This is a genomic window from Micromonospora sp. NPDC049257 (assembly GCF_040678915.1).
Taxonomy (GTDB): domain Bacteria; phylum Actinomycetota; class Actinomycetes; order Mycobacteriales; family Micromonosporaceae; genus Micromonospora; species Micromonospora antibiotica.
Genome location: NZ_JBFAQU010000003.1, coordinates 197,824 through 215,363 on the forward strand (window position 1 = coordinate 197,824; position 17,540 = coordinate 215,363).

The window sequence follows — 17,540 nt, forward strand, 5'->3', positions numbered from 1 at the left end:
TGATCGAGCGGCGGTTCTTCTTTTACTACGGCACCGGGAGTCCGGCAGCCGTGGGTCGCGCCTGATCGACAGGACCTACGAAAGCCCCGGGCTCGGAGAGCCCGGGGCTTTTTCGTCCCGGGATCCGAACACCGGGCCCGAGACCCGAGGGGTACGACGATGATGACTGACGTGGTGGAGTCCAGCGGTGGCCCCGCGCGGCACGACGAGCCGGCCGGGGCCGATCCCACGGAGACCGACCCGACCGGAGCCGCTGCCGCCCGTACCGGCACCGGTGACACGGCGGCGGCCGAGCGGATCGTGGCGATCAGGGAACGGATCGACGAGATCGACCGGACGCTGATCGCGCTCTGGCAGGAACGGGCGGCCCTCTCCCAGGAGGTCGGGGTGACCCGGATGGCCTCCGGGGGCACCCGGCTGGTGCTCTCCCGGGAGCGCGAGATCCTGGAGCGCTTCCGCACCGAGTTGGGGGCCGACGGTACCCAACTCGCGCTGTTGCTGCTGCGGGCGGGGCGCGGCCCGCTGTAAGGGCGGACCGCCGGGCGCTGCGGAAGGGCGGACCGCCGGGTGTGGGGGTGGAGCTGCCGGACCACGGGCCGGCAACGACGAACCGCCTGCCGCCGTCGGGGTGACGGTGGCAGGCGGCCCGGGTGTGGCTCACGCGTCGTGCGTGGCGACGATCTCCCGCTTCTCGGCGAAGTGGCAGGCGCTCGGGTGGTCCGAGCCGGGGCGGATCTCCAGCAGCGGCGGCTGCTCGGCGCAGAGGTCCTGCGCCTTCCAGCACCGGGTGCGGAACCGGCAGCCCGACGGCGGGCTGATCGGCGACGGGACGTCACCGGTGAGCCGGATGATCGCCTTGTTCTCCCGCAGCGTCGGGTCCGGCACCGGCACCGCCGACAGCAGCGCCTGGGTGTACGGGTGGGTCGGCCGCTCGTAGATCTCGTCCTCGGTGCCGATCTCCACGATCTTGCCGAGGTACATCACCGCGACCCGGTCCGACAGGTGCCGGACCACCGACAGGTCGTGCGCGATGAACACGTACGACAGGCCCAGCTCGTTCTGGAGCTTCTCCAGCAGGTTCATCACCTGGGCCTGGATCGAGACGTCCAGGGCGGAGACCGGCTCGTCGCAGACGATCACCTCGGGGCGCAGGGCGAGCGCCCGGGCGATGCCGATGCGTTGCCGCTGACCGCCGGAGAACTGGTGCGGGTACCGGTTGATGTGCTCCGGGTTGAGGCCGACCAGGTCGAGCAGTTCCTTGACCTTGTCCCGGCGGCTGCCCCGCGGCGCGACCTCCGAGTGGATCTCGAACGGCTCACCGATCAGGTCACCGACGGTCATCCGCGGGTTCAGCGAGGTGTACGGGTCCTGCATCACCAGCTGGATCTGCCGGCGCAGCCGCCGCAGCGCGCCACCGGAGAGCTTGGCGATGTCCTGGCCCTTGTAGTGCACCGTGCCGGCGGTGGGCTTCTCCAGGTTCATCAGGACCCGGCTCAGCGTCGACTTGCCGCAGCCCGACTCGCCGACCACGCCCAGCGTCTCGCCGGCCTTGAGGTCGAACGAGACACCGTCGACGGCCTTGACCTGGCCGATGGTCTTCTTGAACACGATGCCCCGGGTGACCGGGTAGTGCTTGACCAGGTCACGGACTTCGATGATGTTGTCAGTCACGGTTCACCAGCTCCTCGGCGAAGTGGCAGGCGCTGGCCCGACCGGTGCCGATCTGCAACAGCGGGGGGACGGTCTCCCGGCACACCGGCTGCGCCATGGGGCAGCGCGGGTTGAACGGGCAGCCCGGCGGGATGTTCATCAGGTTCGGCGGGAGGCCCTTGATGGTGCGGAGCTGCTGCCCCTTCTCGTCCAGCCGGGGGATCGAGTTGAGCAGGCCGAGCGTGTACGGGTGCGCCGGCTTGGCGTACAGGTCGTAGACGTCGGCTTCCTCGACGATCCGGCCGGCGTACATGACCGCGATCCGGTCCGCGACGTCGGCGACCACGCCGAGGTCGTGGGTGATCAGGATCATGCCCATCCGGCGTTCCCGCTGGAGTTCGCCGAGCAGGTCCATGATCTGGGCCTGCACGGTCACGTCCAGCGCGGTGGTCGGCTCGTCGGCGATCAGCACCTCGGGGTCGAGCGCCAGCGACATCGCGATCATCGCGCGCTGCCGCATGCCCCCGGAGAACTGGTGCGGGTAGTTGCTGAACCGGCCCTTGGCGTTCGGGATCTTGACCTGGTCGAGCATCTCGATCGCGCGCTTCTTGGCGTCGGAACGGCTCATCCCGCGCCGGATCCGGAACTGCTCGGCGATCTGGAACCCGACGGTGAAGACCGGGTTCAGGGCGGAGAGCGAGTCCTGGAAGATCATCGCGATGCCCTCGCCACGGATGCGGCGACGTTCCTCGGCGGACATGGTGAGCATGTCCTTGCCGTGGAAGCGGACCTGACCGCCGGTGACGAAGCCGGGCGGCATGTCCAGGATGCCCATGATGGTCTGCGCGGTGACGCTCTTACCGGAGCCGGACTCGCCGAGCACGGCGAGGGTCTCCCCCGCGTCGACGTGGTACGTCACTCCGTTGATGACCTTGGCGACGCCGTCCCGGGTGCGGAACTCCACCCGCAGGTCGTCGACCTCGAGCAGCCGGCCGGAGGGGCGACCGGATCCGTCGGCGCCGGGCGCGGACTGCTCGGACACGAGAATGTCGGACAACTCAGTCTCCCCTATCGGAGCTTCGGGTCGAGGGCCTCGCGGACCGCCTCGCCGAGCATGACGAAGCTCAGCACGGCGGTGACGAGGAACGCGGAGGGGAAGAAGAGCAGGAAGGGCGAGACCCGGAGGTAGTTCTGCGCTTCATTGATCATGATGCCCCAGGAGACCACCGGGCTCTGCAGGCCGATACCCAGGAAGGACAGGGTGGCCTCGGCGCCGATGAAGGAACCGATCATGATCGTCCCGTAGACCAGCAGTGGCGCCAGGCAGTTCGGCAGCAGGTGCTTGAAGATGATCCGGCCGGTGCTGGCACCCATCGCGCGGGCCGCCACGATGTAGTCGGCCTCCTTGGTGGCGAGCACCGAGGAACGCATCAGCCGCATCACCACCGGCCAGCTCAGCAGCACCAGCGAGCCGATCACCAGGAACTTGATCTCCCACTCGCCGTTGTTGGCGCCGGCGCCGTTGAACGTGGTGAGGATGACGATCGCGCCGAGCACGAACGGCAGGCCGAAGAAGATGTCGGTGATCCGGGAGAGCAGGCCGTCGACCCAGCCGCCCTTGTAGCCCGCGATGATGCCGACCGCCCCGCCGATCAGCAGTGTGCCGATCGTGGAGAGCAGCGAGACCACGATCGAGGCGTTGGCGCCGTAGATCACCCGGGCGTAGACGTCCCGCCCGAGCACGTCGTAGCCGAACCACGCGTCGCCGGAGGGCTCGAGCCGGCTGCGGGAGAGCGCGGTGGCGTCCGGGTCACCGGAGGTGAACAGCGACGGGAAGGCCGACATCACCACGAAGAGCACGATGAAGATGGCGGAGATCCAGAACAGCGGCTTGCGGCGCAGGTCGATCCAGGCGTCGCCGAGCAGGCTGCGCGGCTTCTCCTTCTTGCCCGCCGGGCCGACGGGGGCCGGGGAGCTTGCCTCGGTCAACTGCTCGGGACGGGGCGTGCTCACGATCGAAGCGGCACTCGGGTCGCTCATGCCTGCACCTCGCTGCGCTCGGCGCCGGCCTGGTTGCCCGCGCACACTGCAATGACGATTCGTTCGCTGCTGCGCTCACTCATAGCGGATCCTCGGGTCAAGTGCGGCGTAGAGCAGGTCCACCAGCAAATTCATCACCAGGTAGACGAGTACCAGCACGACCACGATGGAGACAACGGTAGCGCTCTCCTTGGTGACGATCGCCCGCAGCACGGTGCGGCCGATGCCGTTGATGCCGAAGATGCCCTCGGTGATGATCGCGCCACCCATCAGGGCGCCGAGGTCGGTGCCGAGCAGGGTCACCACCGGGATCAGCGAGTTGCGCAGCAGGTGGATACCGACCACCCGGCGCATCGGCAGCCCCTTGGCGATCGCGGTACGCACGTAGTCGGCCCGGCGGTTCTCCGCGATGCTGGTGCGTGACACCCGGGCGATGTACGCCATCGACGCGCTACCCAGCACGAAGCCCGGTAGGAGCAGTTCGGTGATCCGCATCTCGTTGGAGACGGTCGGCTTGACGATGCCGAGCTTCACACCGAAGAACCACTGGAGCACGAAGCCGACCACGAAGACCGGCAGCGCGATCAGGAAGAGCGTGGAGACGAGGACCAGGTTGTCCAGGAAGCCATTGCGGCGCAGGCCGGTGAGCACACCGGCGGTGAGACCGATGACACCCTCGATGACCAGGGCCACCAGGGCCAGCTTGAGGGTGTTCGGGTACGCGGTGGCGATGATCTCGCCGACGTCGCGCCCCGACCAGGTGGTCCCGAAGTCGCCTTGCAGGAGGTTCTTCATGTAGGTGGCGTACTGCACGAACCAGGGCTGATCCAGCTGGAACTTCTCGGTCATCATGGCCCGGTAGTTGTCCGGGCAGCCACGGTCACCGCACTTGCCGGCGAACGGGTCCCCGGGGACCTTCCACACCAGCAGGTAGATCATCAGCGTCGTCCCGATGAAGACCGGGACGAGTTGGAGCAGCCGTCTCACCAGATAACGGCCCATGGGGTGGTCCTCCTGACAAGGGGTGTGCCGGGGGCGGGGGTGCGGCCGACACGGGTGGCGACAACGTGGCGAGGGGTGGGGTGCACGCACTCGCGGAACGGCCCCGGGTCGGGCTCACCGGTAGGCGAGCCCGACCCGGGGTCAGATCGAACGGATCAGAGCTCGACGGAGGTGATGTCGAGCTCGCCGACGTTGGTCAGCTCCATCTTCTTGATCTTCTCGGAGTGACCGGACTGCTGGCCACCGAAGTAGATCGGCATCGACGGAACGTCCTGGTCGATCTTCTCGACCGCCTTGGCGAACAGCTCGTGCGAGGCCTCCAGGCTCGGGGCGGAGCTGGCCTGCTTGGACAGGGCGTCCACCTCGGGGTTGCTGTAGAGACCGTCGTTCGAGGAGCCACCGGTCACGTAGAGCGGGTTGATCCAGTTCTCCACGTCCGGGTAGTCCTGCTGCCAGCCGGCACGGTAGGCGCCGTCCATCTTGTGGGCGTTGATGTTCTGCCGGAAGACCGCGAAGGTCGGCACACCGACGGCGACCGCGTCGATACCCAGGGTGTTCTTGATCTGCCCGGCGACGGCCTCCATCCAGTCCTTGTGGCTGGCGTCGGCGTTGTAGTACATCTTCAGCTGCCCGGTGAAGCCACCGGCCTCGCTCAGGAGCTGCTTGGCCTCGTCCGGCTTGAACTGGCAGGCGGTGCAGTTGCCCGGCTTGGCACCCGGGGTCAGCGGGTTGGCCCAGCTGTCGGCCGGCTTGCGGTTACCGAAGAAGATCTTGTCGGTGATCTCCTGCCGGTTGACCGACAGCGAGATCGCCTTGCGCAGCTTCGGGTTCTGGAAGCGCTTGTCGTAGATCGGGAACGCGATGATGCCGGTGGACGGCGTGGTCGACGGGATCGCCCGGTCGGCCAGGTCGGCTTTCCACTTGTCGCCGGCCAGCGAGGAGACCGGAACCTGCTGCTGGAAGTCCAGGTTGTTGGAGACCAGGTCGTTGTAGGCCGCCGTGTCGTCCTGGTAGATCTTGACGTTGACGTCCTTGATCTTCATCTTGTCGCGCAGGTTGTAGTCGTCGAACCGCGTCAGCTTGATCGCGACGTTGTTCTCCCACGAGACGAAGCTGACCGGGCCGTTGCCGATCGGCTTCTTGCCGAATGCCTCGGCGCCCTGCGAGAAGAAGGCGTCCGGCAGCGGCATGAAGGTGCTGTAGCCGAGCTTGGTCGGGAACACGGCGGTCGGCGCGGCGAGCGTGACCTCGAAGTTCCAGTCGTCGACGACCTTGAGGCCGGACATCTCCTTGGCCTTGGGCTCGGGCGCCTTCTTCGGGCCGTCACCGTCCGGGTCGGAGGTGTTGACGTCCTCGAAGCCGGCGATGTCGGCGAAGAAGCTGGCGTTCTGCGCGCCGTTCGGCGAGTACGCGCCCCAGTTCCAGGCGTCCACGAAGTTCTTGGCCTTGACGACGGTGCCGTCGTGGAACTTCGTGTTCTGCTTGATCTTGATCTTGTAGACCTTGGAGTCGGTCGTCTCGATCGACTCGGCCAGCGCGTTCTGCGGCGCACCACCGTTGTTGGGGTACTCGACCAGACCGGTCCAGAGCCAGTCGATGATCTTGCCGCCACCGGTCTCGGTGGTGTTCGCCGGAACCAGGGGGTTCTCCGGCTCGGTGCCGTCGACGACGATGGCCCCGTCCGAGCTGCTGGCGCCGCTGCTGCCTTCGTCGTCGTTACCGCTGGAGCAGCCGGACGCGATGAGCGCGAACGCCGCACCCATCGCAATGGCGCCGCTCGCCCGCTTCGAGACTCTCATTCCGAGGGGCCTCCTCTTTCTAACCTGGTTCCGTCGTGGGTTTCACGCACGTTGGGGGGTGACACCGCACGGCGATCATGTGTTGCAGATCACCGGTTACCGCAGAGAAATCGGGACACCCCAGGGGTACCGATCCGCCGGGCCACCACACCCCCGTACTCGGCTCCCGGGCAGGCTCGACGACCACGATCCGTGCCGGAGGCAGCGGCGACGTGGTCGGCCGGGACACACGGGTGCCTCACATCAGGGGTGAGGTGCTGCCACTGTGACACCCACCGGCCCATTACGTGAAGGTGCCGTTATCAAGCCGTTAGTTGCCTGCCGTGTTGCCGATACTTGAGAAAAGATCATGAGATGCCCTGGTCGTACCGCTCTGAGCAGGAAAGACAGCAAGTCCGCTCGACCGGGTGGTGACCCCCGGGTCAGCAGTGTGAGCTTTACCGCCGTCCGGTTGGCGTGCTCCGACCTCCACCGGGCGTCACCGCATTCTGCCCGTCCGGCTGAGGGCGGCTTCGGCCAGCCGGAGCACAGTCCCAGCCAGCCGGCCGAAGACAGTCGACACACCTGCACCGCAGCTGACTGCCGGCCGCCGCGACGCCCCACCCCGCCGACGACCGGCCCTCCGCCACACCGCCCCCACGCCACCGGGTCTCGGAGCCCCCGCAGGGGTGACCGGTGAAACAGCCGGCCCCGGCACCGTCGGGTGCCGGGGCCGCAGGGAGCCGTACGTCAGACGGTGAAGTGGACCTTGCGACGACGGACCAGCAGCACGGCCACCGCGCCGAAGGCCAGCAACGCCAGCCCCGCCAGGGCGGCCAGCGCGACCGGCGAACCGGTCAACGGCAGCCCGCCACCGTTGCTGGCGGGCGAGGTCGACGGTGCCGGGCTGGCCGGCGACGAGGACTCGACCGGGGTGGCCGACGGCGACGGCGACCCGGCCGAGGGGGACGGCGACGGCGACGGCGACCCGGACGGGGTGGCCGACGGCGACGGAGAGGCGGGGGCGGCGGCGAAACTCGCTGCCGCGTCGGCGTTCACCGAGGTGCCGGTGCTGCCACCCAGGATCAGCTTCTGCTTGGCGTTCTTGCCGCCGGAGAAGAGGAAGACCCGACCGAAGGAGACCGAGTCCGGCGCGGAGACCGTCACGGTGACCCGACCGGCGGCGGTTGCGGTCAGCCAGAACCGGCCACCGTTGGTGGTCGTACCGACCGGACGCCCCTCGGCGTCGACGGCACGGCCACCCTCGACCTTCAGCGCGATCTCCCCCGCCGGCCCGTGCACCGTGAACGGCCCGGCCCGCCCGCCGGTGGTCGCGGTGGCCGACGCCGGGTCCAGGCTCAGCTCGGCCTTCGGCTCCGGCTGGTCGGTGGCGTTGCGCACCAGGTAGTCGTGTACCCGGCGGATCACGTCGTACTCGGCGGCGGCGGTCAGCCCCCGCTCCCAGTCGCCCAGGGTGATGCCGTCACTGAAGTGCCAGACGGCCGTCTGGGTGCCGAAGTAGAGCAGCGTGTCACGCCGGGAGTCGGGCAGCCCGGCGGGCAGGGTGGCCCCGGCGGCGGCGAGCAGCTTCGCCCGGTCGGCGTTGGGGTAGCCGTGGGTGAGCACCCACTGCACCCGACCGAGGTTCTTCACCTCCGACTCGCCCCAGGTGCCCTCGGCGTACTCGCCGTCACGGGCCACCGGGGTGTGGAAGTCGATGCAGAAGACCGGCACGGTGCCGTCCTTCAACTCCAGGGCCAGCGCCGAGGTCTTCTGCGCCCGACCGTCCAGCTTCAGCGTGACGCCGGTACCCGGCACCGCCCGCGCCACGCCCTTCGTCGCCGGCTCGGCGGCGGCCGGACCGGCTGCGGCGAGCACCAGCGCGCCACCGGTGACGAGCGCCGTGGCGATACCCGCCCAGCGTCGTCCTCGTTGTCCGAACATCAGTTCCGTGCACCTCTCCCCAGGGGTGGGCCCGCTCCCGGCGGGCCGGTGTGCGTCGCCCCCGGGCGGGGTCGTGACACCACCCGCACGCGCGAAGGCGACGGGGCATTATGCGACACGAATTGATCTCTTGTCAGCCCTGGGGCGATGCTCCCGGAATGGGAGGTCTCAGACGAGTCGTCGGTCCGCCGCCCAGCGGGACAACTCGTACCGGTTGGACATCTGGAGCTTGCGCAGCACGTTCGACACGTGCGTCTCGACCGTCTTGATCGAGATGAACAGCTCCTTGGCGATCTCCTTGTACGCGTACCCCCGGGCGAGTAGGCGCAGCACCTCGCGCTCGCGGTTGGTGAGCTGGTCCAGCTCGGGGTCGGCGACCGGGGCGTCCGGCCGGGCCGCGAAGGCGTCCAGCACGAACCCGGCCAGCCGGGGGCTGAACACGGCGTCCCCGTCGGCCACCCGGCGGATCGCGTCGGTCAGCTCGTCCGGGGAGATGGTCTTGGTCACGTAGCCCCGGGCACCCGCCCGGATCAGCCCGATCACGTCCTCGGCGGCGTCGGACACGCTCAGCGCCAGGAACTTCACCTGCGGGTGGCTACGGCGCATCGCCTCCAGCACCGCCCGACCCCCACCGTCGGGCATGTGCACGTCGAGCAGCACCACTTCCGGCCCGGTCGCGGCGATCCGGGCGACCGCCTCGGCCACCGTGCTCGCCTCCCCGACCACCTCGACGTGTGCGCCCAGCTCGGCCCGGACCCCGGCCCGGAACATGGCGTGGTCGTCGACCAGGAAGACCCGCAAACGCTCCACCCGGGTCGGGGCGTCCGAACCCGGTTCCATCGACTGCTCCGCCATCTCAGCTGTCCCTTTCCGCCGTGGAGCCGGTGCCGGTGATCGGCAGCATCAACCGGACCTCCGTCCCCTCCCCGGGCTCGGAACGGATCTCCGCCCGGCCACCGTGCCGCTTCATCCGCCCGATGATCGACCCTCGGACGCCGTGCCGGTGATCCTCCACCGTATCCGGGTCGAATCCCTTGCCCCGGTCCCGGACGAAGACGCTCACCTGCTCCGGCTCGACCTCGGCGTAGAGCGACACCGTCTGCACCCCGGCATGGCGGGCCGCGTTGACCAGCGCCTCCCGGGCCGCCGCCACCAGCGCCCCGACCCGTTCGTCGGTCTCCCGGTCACCCACCACCACCGCCTCGACGGTGATCGCGAAGGTGTCCTCCACCTCGGCGGCGGCCTGTTCGAGCGCTGCCGCGAACCGTTCGGTCGGCGAGGCGGTCGGCTTGTAGAGCCAGTTGCGCAACGACCGCTCCTGGCCCCGGGCGAGCCGCTGCACCGTCTTGACGTCGCTGGCGTTGCGCTGGATCAGGGCCAGGGTGTGCAGCACCTGGTCGTGCACCATGGCGGCCAGTTCGGCACGCTCCTGCTCGCGGATGCGCCCCTCCCGCTCCGAGCGGAGCTGGTTCCACGTACGCCACAGCACCGGGGCGGCCACCACCCCGACGCCGACCAGCCCGACCAACGCGAAGATCACCCCGTTGACCACCGCGTCGAGGTTCTGCACCGGCGAGTAGACCGCCGCCACACCGATGATGCCCACGGCGACCAGTACCGCGCCCCCGGCGAAGCGGAGCACGAAGGCCCGCCGGTCGCTCTCCTCCACCACCGCGCCGAGCCACGGCACCGGCATCGACCCGCTCCACTGCCGGCGGCGCTCCGGCGCGGACTGGTGCCAGATCACCCCGGCACCGACCGCGATGATCGCCACCAGCCAACCGGCGGTGCCCGCCGCGCCGACCGAGTCGAAGACCAGCACCTGGACCAGCAGCACACCGAGGCCGATCGCCACGAACGGCAGCAACTGCCCGGGGTCCCGCCGGGGCGGGGTCGCGGTGTCACCCGGCCGCAGCGGCACCACCGCCCAGAACGCCGCGTACAGCAGCAGCCCCAGTCCGCTGAGCCCGAGCAGCACCATGAAGGCGACGCGTACCCGCAGCACCGAGATGCCGAGATGGTCGGCGATGCCGGCGGCCACACCGGCGGCCAGCCGGTGCTCGGGCGCCCGGTAGAGGCGCGGCGGCGGGGTCACGACGCTGATCGGAGGCTCCCAGGTCACGGTGGGTGGCGGACGGACACCCCGGAGTGCGGTGCCGCTCCGATCGTCACACGGGGGAGACGGTGCCGACCACGGGGACGCCCCGGACATCCGCCCACCGGGATCTCAGGGTGGGGTCAGGGTCGGTTCCGGAGGCGACTCGGCCCGGCGACGCCGCAGGATCGAGTCATGACCGAGGACCCTGCCCCGCCGCCGTACCCTCAGGTGGCCGCACCGGGTGGTATGCCGCCGCCCGGCTCCGCCGCCGGGCCGCCCCCGGCGCCCACGTCGCCCACGGGGGGCGACGACGCGCCGAACCCGCCCGGGGGGTATCCCCCGCCGTCCGGAGGTGCCAGCTTCACCTCACGGTACGGCCTGGTCCGGCCCCGTGACGGCCGCTACCTGGCCGGGGTCTGCGCGGCCATCGGCCGGGCCACCAACACCGACCCGGTGCTGTGGCGGGTGCTCCTCGCGGTGCTCGGGTTCTTCGGCGGGGTCGGCATCCTGGTCTACGTGGCCGCCTGGCTGATCATCCCGGGTGAGGGGGACAGCGCCTCGCCGCTGGAGTCGATGCTGGGTCGGGGCCGGTCGAGCATGTCCCCGATCACCGTGATCCTGCTGACCATCACGGTCGCGGTGGGCTTCGGTTACATCGTCACCGACGCGTTCCGGGCGGTGCTGCTGGGCGCGGCCATCCTCATCGGTGGTGCGCTGCTGCTCAACCGGGAGAGCCGCCCCGGCGTGCCGGCCGCCGCCGGTCCACAGCCCGGCCCGGCCGCCCCGCCCGGACCGGTCCCCCCGGTCGGCTGGCCGGCCCCCTTCGCCCCGGTGGCGCCCGCCCCGCCGGCATCCCCGTTCCCGTCGGATCGTGGCGGGCAACCCGCGGGGTGGCCGGCGGCCCGCACCGGCGAACCGGCCGGCTGGCCGGCGCAGACCCGTACCGCACCGCTTCCGGCCTGGCCACCGGCCGCGCCGATGGAGCTGGCGGCGACCCGGGCGGAGGCACCGGCCTGGCCGCCCCGGCCACCGCTGACCGGTGTGCCCGCCACCGCGCCGGTGACCGTCCCACCCACCGGTACGGGCTACCGGCCGCCGTTCGCGCCCCACGGCCCGTACGCCGGGGGCCCTCCCCCACCGCCGCCGCCCGCACCCCGGGTCAAACCGCCGAAGAAACCGAAGGAACGGTCGGCGCTGGGTGCCGCGACCTTCTCGCTGATCTTCCTGGCCCTCGGCGTGGTCGCCATCCTGGACCTGCTGGACGTCTTCCCGATCGGCGCCGCCGGCTACTTCGCGGCGGTGCTCGCCACCATCGGGTTCGGGCTGCTGGTCGGCACCTGGTTCGGCCGGGCCCGCTGGCTGATCGCCCTCGGCCTGGTCGCCGCCGCCGCTCTCGGTGTCGCCACGGTCGCCGAGTCCTACGACCGGGTTCGGGGTGTCGACGGGGCGGTCACCTGGGCCCCGACCAGTTACCAGGAGCTGGCCGACCGCTACGAGAACAGCTTCGGTGACGCGACCCTGGACCTGCGTGCGGTGGACTTCGACAAGCGGGACACCGACCTGACCGTGGTGGTCAACTTCGGGGAGGCCACCATCGTGGTGCCGCCGAACGTGGACGTCACGGCCGTGACGAACGTCAAGGCCGGGGAGGCCACCGTCTTCGGGAAGAGCAGCTCCGGGTTGGACGGGCAGGGACGCCAGGTCACCGATCTGGGGCTGGACGGGGCCGGCGGCGGCACGCTGCGGCTCACCGTCCACGTCAACGCGGGCAATCTGGAGGTGATCCGGTGAAGGGCCATCGCACCGATCTGGTGTCGTTCGTCTTCGGGCTGCTCTTCGTCGGGCTCTCCCTCTGGTGGCTGCTCGCCCAGATCCTCGGGCTGGCCCTGCCCGCGGTGGGCTGGTTCCTGGCCGGCGCGCTGGTGCTCATCGGAGTGCTCGGGCTGGTCGGGGCGGTGCGCTCGGCCCGCACCCCGGACCGCCTGGTCCCGCCGGCCGACGGCGAGCCGGGCCGACAGCACGGCTCGGACCACCGACCCGAGCACGAACCGGCGGCCCGGTCCGACGACCAGGACGCTTCTCGGCGGCCGTCCGGCGACCTGGTGGACCCCCCGGTCACCGGCCCACCCGGGGCGCCCAGCTGACCGCACCGGTGCGGGCGGCGTCCGACGGCTCGTATGCTGGCCGGGGAGATCCCGCCTCCGCCGGCACGCGCCACGTCGTCGGGCTCCGCCGGTGCCTGCGCACCAGGTGCCCCGGCACCGGCCCGGATGCGCCTCGTCCGGGCGTCCGAGGCGGTCCCGCCGCGACGTCCGTCTCTACCCGTCAGGAGTCCGCCCGACATGACCCAGTTCCCCGCCGTGCGCCCCTCCGGTCCATCCGGTCCGGTCCGCATCGGCGAGCGTGCCGCCCGTACCCTCGTCGCCGAACTCGCCCGACGCAACGACCCGAAGGCAGCCCTGCTGGTGGGTGCGGCCCCCGGGGCCGCGGCCCTCGCCGAGGCGATCGACGCGCTGCTGCCGGGCGACACGTTGACCGTCGTGCCGGCCGCGACGACCGACGCCGCCACGCTGCGTGAGCACGTGACGGTCCAGGGCCGCTGGGTCGCCGACCGGGTCCGGGTGGTCGACTCCCTCGCCGAGGCGGACGCCGCCGAGCTGGTCATCGCCGCCGAGCCGTTCACCGGCACCGACGAGGAGACCCGCGACGTCGTCGACGGGCTCACCAAGTACCTGACCGACGGCGCGGTGCTCAGCGTCGCCGCACCGGTGTTCCGCACCGACGGGGCCGCCGCCGAACTGGACCGGATCGGGGTGCTGCACGGCGTCCGCACCGACCTGGTGCTGCGTAACTCCCCGCCGGTACGGGTGCACCACCTGCGGTTCACCCCGGCCGCCGCCGCCTCGGCCGCCCAACTGGCCCCGGCGTACCGGCCGTCGAGCGTGCCGCTGACCCGGGGCATGCACATCGACTCGAACGGGGTCACCGCGGCCGGCATCGCGCTCGGCCTGGCCGCCGTCGCCCGGGTCGTCCGGCCGAAGTCGAAGCTGTGGCTGGTGCCGGCACTGGCCGCCGCCCCGGTGGCCGCGTTCTTCCGGGACCCGCAGCGGGACGTGCCGGAGGACCCGTCCGCGGTGGTCGCCGCCGCCGACGGTCAGGTGCTGTCGGTGCAGCGGCTGCACGACGAACGGTTCGGCGACGGTGAGTGGCTGCGGATCGCGGTCTTCCTGTCGGTGCTGGACGTGCACGTCAACCGCTCCCCCGTGGCGGGCAAGGTGGTCGACTACTTCGTCGCCGACGGCGGCTTCGTCAACGCCATGAAGCCGGACGCCGAGCACAACGTCGCCGCCTACACGGTGCTGGACACCGCGCACGGCACGGTGGTGGTGGCGCAGCGGACCGGGCTGATCGCCCGCCGGATCGTGCAGCGGGCACCGGTGGGGGCGCTGCTGGCCCGGGGGGAGCGGTTCGGGCTGATCCGTTTCGGCTCCCGTACCGACGTCTACCTGCCGGCCGACGCCGCCACCCCGCTGGTCGGCCCCGGCGACAAGGTGGTCGGCGGTTCCTCGGTCATCGCCCGCTGGAGCTGAGTCGACACGAACGCGAACAGGGGCGCCGCGGTCGCGGCGCCCCTGTCGTGTAGCTGCGGACGGGTCAGGCGGTGCGGCGCTGGTGCAGCCAGAGCAGCGGACCGCTGACCAGGTAGCCCACCACCACGAGGGCGAAGGTGAGCCGGATGTCGACAAGCGCGCCGACGGCCGGGGCCAGCCACAGCCACGGCGGCAGTTTCACCAGCCGGGCCAGCTTGGCGTACGGGAAGCTGGAGACCATCGCGAAGGCCAGCAGCGCCACCCCGCCGATCTGCACGCTCGCCGGCAGCGGCAGCCCGATGGCCACGGTGAGGGCGAGCACCGCCGCCGCCATCGTGGTGGGCACACCGCAGAAGAACCGGCCGTCCTTGGGCGAGACGTTGAACCGGGCGAGCCGGATCGCGGCGCAGGACGCGACGAGGGCGGCCGCGACCGCCGCGGCGGCGGTGGGGGCCGATCCGGCCAGTGCGGCGTAGACCACCACCGGGGCGGCGAGGCCGAACGAGCACATGTCGGCCAGCGAGTCCATCTGGGCACCGAACGGGCTGGCCACGCCGAACTTGCGGGCGAGCGCGCCGTCGAGGCCGTCGAAGATGACGCAGGCGATCAGCAGGAGTGCTGCGATCCGGGTCTGGCCGTTCATGGCGACGAAGATGGCGTTGATGCCGAGCACCAGGCTGGCCAGGGTGCAGGCGTTGACCAGCGCGAACTTCATCCGGCGGGCGGGGGTACGCGCGCCGGGGAGCAGCGGGATCGCCATCGCGGGCGACTCGTCGACCGGCGCGGCGGGGCTGAGGGCCGGGCTGACCGGGGCGACCGCCGCGATCTCGGTACGGTCGAGGGTGACCCCGCGACGGTCGAAACCGTAACGGCGACGCTGCCGGTCGACGCGGTGCTCGGGAAGAACCAGGTCGGTGCCGTTGAGCTGGTCGCCATCCCGGCGACCCACCCGGACCAGCAGCACCTGGCGGGCGAATGTGCTGCTGCGGCGCAACCGGCCCGCCCAGCGACGCCCTGCGGGGCGCGGACTGTCAGTCGTACGACGCCGGCGCCATGGGGCTCTCGGCACGTTTTCCTCCATCACCGGATCGGCTGGCCGCCCGTGTGGGCGGGTGTCCGGCTGTCTCGTGCCGGACCGCTCTTGGCCCGGCAGCCGTTCGAGCGGAGTACACCATTGCACAGCGGCGTGGTGGTTGGCGATAGCTGCCGGCGGTACTGGTAACTACTCTTAACCGCGCAAACCGCTCGCTTATTCCCATCTCGGGCTTCATCGCCCGTTTTCTTCGCCAACCGCAGTGCCGACTTTACCGGAGCACCCCACAGTCGGCTCGTCGAGCGACCGTCATCCGACCGTCCGCCCGGTGGCCAACTCCGCGACGTCGGTCATCGCCAGGCCGCTGAGCTGGGCAGACGTGAACCAGGCGGCAGCCTGCGTCGATCCGCCGGCCGCCTCGGTGACCACTGGATCGGTGGGCTCGTCGACCAGCACCCGATAGATCACCCGCACCCCGTGCCAGTCCAACGGACGCCCTTCCGGGCCCAGCGCGACCGGATTGTGCAGATTGTCGGCCAGCATCAGCCGGTCGATCCGGCCCCGCTGACCCGACTCCTCCACCAACTCCCGTAACAGACCGTCAACCGGTTGCTCACCGTGATCGGTGCCGCCACCGGGCAGGTGCCACAGACCGGCACCCGGATAGCCGGGCGCGATCATCGTGAGCAGCACCCGTCCGTCGGGGTCGGTGACCAGCCCGTACGCGGCGAACCGCTGCCGTCGGTCAGCAGTGGGCTCCACCCCGGCGGACGTTACTTCCGCCGACCCCGCCTCTTCCGCCGACTCCGACCCGGCCGGTGAATCCGACGGGGCTGGCCCGGTCGGCGGTCCGGCGGCGGGCGGAGGTGGTGGCGGTCCAGGCGGTCCAGGCGGTCCGGCGGCGGGCCGGGCGGGCAGGCCGAACAGTTCGGCGGTGAACGGCATCAGCGGCAGCGTGGCGGCCTGCTGCGGAGTGCACCAGGCCAGTTCGGCGGGACCGTCGGCGGTCGTTTGGTCACCGTGCGACGGCTGACCATCGAGGACCGTGACGTGGAACACCAACCGGTCGGTGTGCACCGGCACCTCGACCGCGCCGAGGCGGCGGGTGGACAGATCGGCGACGGCGGCGCGCAACCCGCCGACGGCGACGCCCAGCCCGGTCTCCCCGGTGAACCGGCGGACCACCGTGTCGGCCGGATGCTCCGCGTGCGCCACACCCCCACCGGGCAGCCGCCAGAGCCCCGGTGCCGGATCGGCTGCGGCCCCGCGCACCAGCAGCACCCGGCCGGTGTCGTCCGCACACCAGCCGTACGCCGCGATCCGTCGTCGCTCCTGCACGTGTACTCCCCCGCCCGCGTTCCGCCCCGTCGATCATGAGGCTAGCGGTCGCCCGAGCGGGGTGGGTGCCGTCGCACCGGCCTGTCCGGCCGGTGCGACGGGCGCAGCCGGTCAGGCGGTGAGGCGGGCGGCCTGGACCGCCTCGGCGGTGACCTCGGTGAGCCGGTCGGTGGGCAGGGCGCCCAACTCCTCGCGGCCGAACCAGCGGGCCTCGCAGGTGGAGCCGCCCACGTCGGTGACGGTGGGCGGGGCGGGCTGGTCGACCATCACCCGGTAGAAGGCCCGCACGCCGTGCCAGTCGATCGGGTAGCCCTCCGGGCCGAGCGAGGCGGCGTCGCGGTGGCTGGCCACCCCGAGCAGCTCGACCAGTCGCCCCGTCTGCCCGGTCTCCTCGACCAGTTCCCGGATCAGCGCCGCGCCCGGCTGCTCGCCGTAGTCGGTGCCGCCGCCGGGCAGGTGCCAGCAGCCCGCGCCCGGGTAGCCGTCGGAGACCCGGGTGAGCAGCACCCGACCCGCCGGGTCGGTGGCCACCGCGTACGCGGCGAAGCGCTGCGCCCGGTGCAGCCCGTCCGGGCCGGGGACGGCGTAGAAGGAGGGGAACTCGGGGGCCTCGTCGGGGACCACGTCGGCGGAGGACGCCGGCAGCCCGAGGGCACGGGCGGTGAAGGCCCGCAGCGGCAGCTCCCGTGCCTCGTCGAGGGTGTACCAACGGGCCAGGTCGGTGGAGCGGTCGACCCGGTCGGTGAGGGTGCCGCCGCGCACCGACACCTGGTAGATCAGGCGGTCGGTGTGGATGGTGATGCGGCGCTCGGGCAGCGCGCGCATGTCGGCCAGCACGTCCGCCAGGCCGGCGACGGCGACCGAGAGACCGGTCTCGGCGGCGGTCTCCCGGACGACGGTGTGGTTCGGGTCCTCGCCGTGGTCGACCGCCCCGCCGGGCAGGGACCATACGCCGGGGGTGCCGGAGCGCTCCGATGCGCGGACCAGTAACACTCGGCCGACTGAATCAGCACAGACTGCATATGCCGCGATCCTGCGGAGCGGCTCCAGCAAGGTGGTCACGGGGC

General features: G+C 71.3%; 14 protein-coding genes and 1 pseudogene. 4 read left to right on the forward strand and 11 right to left on the reverse strand.

Going from position 1 to position 17,540, the window contains the following annotated elements; translation table 11 throughout:
- Positions 1-159: 159 nt before the first annotated feature.
- Complete coding sequence (locus tag AB0K25_RS07105; RefSeq protein ID WP_208567977.1) at positions 160-528, forward strand: chorismate mutase; 369 nt, start codon at positions 160-162, stop codon at positions 526-528.
- A 129-nt stretch (positions 529-657) separates the two neighbouring features.
- Here the strand turns inward: AB0K25_RS07105 and AB0K25_RS07110 are convergent, their stop codons facing one another.
- The 8 genes from AB0K25_RS07110 to AB0K25_RS07145 all read right to left on the reverse strand — a co-directional run bounded on the left by AB0K25_RS07110 (position 658) and on the right by AB0K25_RS07145 (position 10,536).
- Positions 658-1,671 carry a dipeptide ABC transporter ATP-binding protein gene (locus AB0K25_RS07110; RefSeq protein ID WP_208567976.1) on the reverse strand — a complete coding sequence of 338 codons (1,014 nt, stop codon included), beginning with the start codon at positions 1,669-1,671 and terminating at the stop codon, positions 658-660.
- A complete protein-coding gene (locus AB0K25_RS07115) occupies positions 1,664-2,692 on the reverse strand; it encodes an ABC transporter ATP-binding protein (RefSeq protein WP_357535297.1) in 1,029 nt (342 codons plus the stop codon). The genes AB0K25_RS07110 and AB0K25_RS07115 overlap by 8 nt, the downstream gene beginning before the upstream one ends.
- A 26-nt stretch (positions 2,693-2,718) precedes the next feature.
- Entirely contained in the window at positions 2,719-3,690 is a 972-nt protein-coding gene (locus AB0K25_RS07120) for an ABC transporter permease (protein ID WP_357535217.1), read from the reverse strand.
- A 75-nt stretch (positions 3,691-3,765) separates the two neighbouring features.
- Entirely contained in the window at positions 3,766-4,692 is a 927-nt protein-coding gene (locus AB0K25_RS07125) for an ABC transporter permease (protein WP_357014576.1), read from the reverse strand.
- 155 nt (positions 4,693-4,847) lie between these two features.
- On the reverse strand, positions 4,848-6,491 hold the full coding sequence (locus tag AB0K25_RS07130) for an ABC transporter substrate-binding protein (protein ID WP_357535219.1): 1,644 nt from the start codon (positions 6,489-6,491) through the stop codon (positions 4,848-4,850).
- A gap of 729 nt (positions 6,492-7,220) precedes the next feature.
- Positions 7,221-8,414 carry a thioester domain-containing protein gene (locus AB0K25_RS07135; RefSeq protein WP_255597737.1) on the reverse strand — a complete coding sequence of 398 codons (1,194 nt, stop codon included), beginning with the start codon at positions 8,412-8,414 and terminating at the stop codon, positions 7,221-7,223.
- Between the two features lie 168 nt (positions 8,415-8,582).
- Positions 8,583-9,269 carry a response regulator transcription factor gene (locus AB0K25_RS07140; protein ID WP_208567972.1) on the reverse strand — a complete coding sequence of 229 codons (687 nt, stop codon included), beginning with the start codon at positions 9,267-9,269 and terminating at the stop codon, positions 8,583-8,585.
- Position 9,270: 1 nt separating this feature from the next.
- The gene (locus AB0K25_RS07145; RefSeq protein WP_219464680.1) at positions 9,271-10,536 is read right to left on the reverse strand and encodes an ATP-binding protein; all 1,266 of its coding nucleotides are present in this window, start codon (positions 10,534-10,536) and stop codon (positions 9,271-9,273) included.
- 168 nt (positions 10,537-10,704) lie between these two features.
- Here AB0K25_RS07145 and AB0K25_RS07150 point away from each other — a divergent pair, with 168 nt between their 5' ends.
- The 3 genes and pseudogenes from AB0K25_RS07150 to AB0K25_RS07160 all read left to right on the forward strand — a co-directional run bounded on the left by AB0K25_RS07150 (position 10,705) and on the right by AB0K25_RS07160 (position 14,102).
- Positions 10,705-12,303 (forward strand): PspC domain-containing protein, encoded by a 1,599-nt coding sequence (locus tag AB0K25_RS07150; protein WP_357535222.1) that lies wholly within the window; start codon positions 10,705-10,707, stop codon positions 12,301-12,303.
- Positions 12,300-12,485: pseudogene (locus AB0K25_RS07155) on the forward strand (hypothetical protein); the annotation flags it as partial. The gene AB0K25_RS07150 and the pseudogene AB0K25_RS07155, both read left to right, overlap by 4 nt.
- A gap of 369 nt (positions 12,486-12,854) precedes the next feature.
- Entirely contained in the window at positions 12,855-14,102 is a 1,248-nt protein-coding gene (locus tag AB0K25_RS07160) for a phosphatidylserine decarboxylase (protein WP_357535224.1), read from the forward strand.
- Between the two features lie 64 nt (positions 14,103-14,166).
- Here the strand turns inward: AB0K25_RS07160 and AB0K25_RS07165 are convergent, their stop codons facing one another.
- The 3 genes from AB0K25_RS07165 to AB0K25_RS07175 all read right to left on the reverse strand — a co-directional run bounded on the left by AB0K25_RS07165 (position 14,167) and on the right by AB0K25_RS07175 (position 17,535).
- Positions 14,167-15,096, reverse strand: a complete 930-nt coding sequence (locus AB0K25_RS07165; protein WP_357535226.1) for a CDP-alcohol phosphatidyltransferase family protein — start codon at positions 15,094-15,096, stop codon at positions 14,167-14,169.
- A gap of 348 nt (positions 15,097-15,444) precedes the next feature.
- Entirely contained in the window at positions 15,445-16,473 is a 1,029-nt protein-coding gene (locus tag AB0K25_RS07170; RefSeq protein ID WP_357535228.1) for an NUDIX domain-containing protein, read from the reverse strand.
- Between the two features lie 111 nt (positions 16,474-16,584).
- Positions 16,585-17,535: an NUDIX hydrolase gene (locus tag AB0K25_RS07175; RefSeq protein WP_219464683.1), complete on the reverse strand. Its 951-nt coding sequence runs from the start codon at positions 17,533-17,535 to the stop codon at positions 16,585-16,587.
- Positions 17,536-17,540 lie beyond the last annotated feature (5 nt).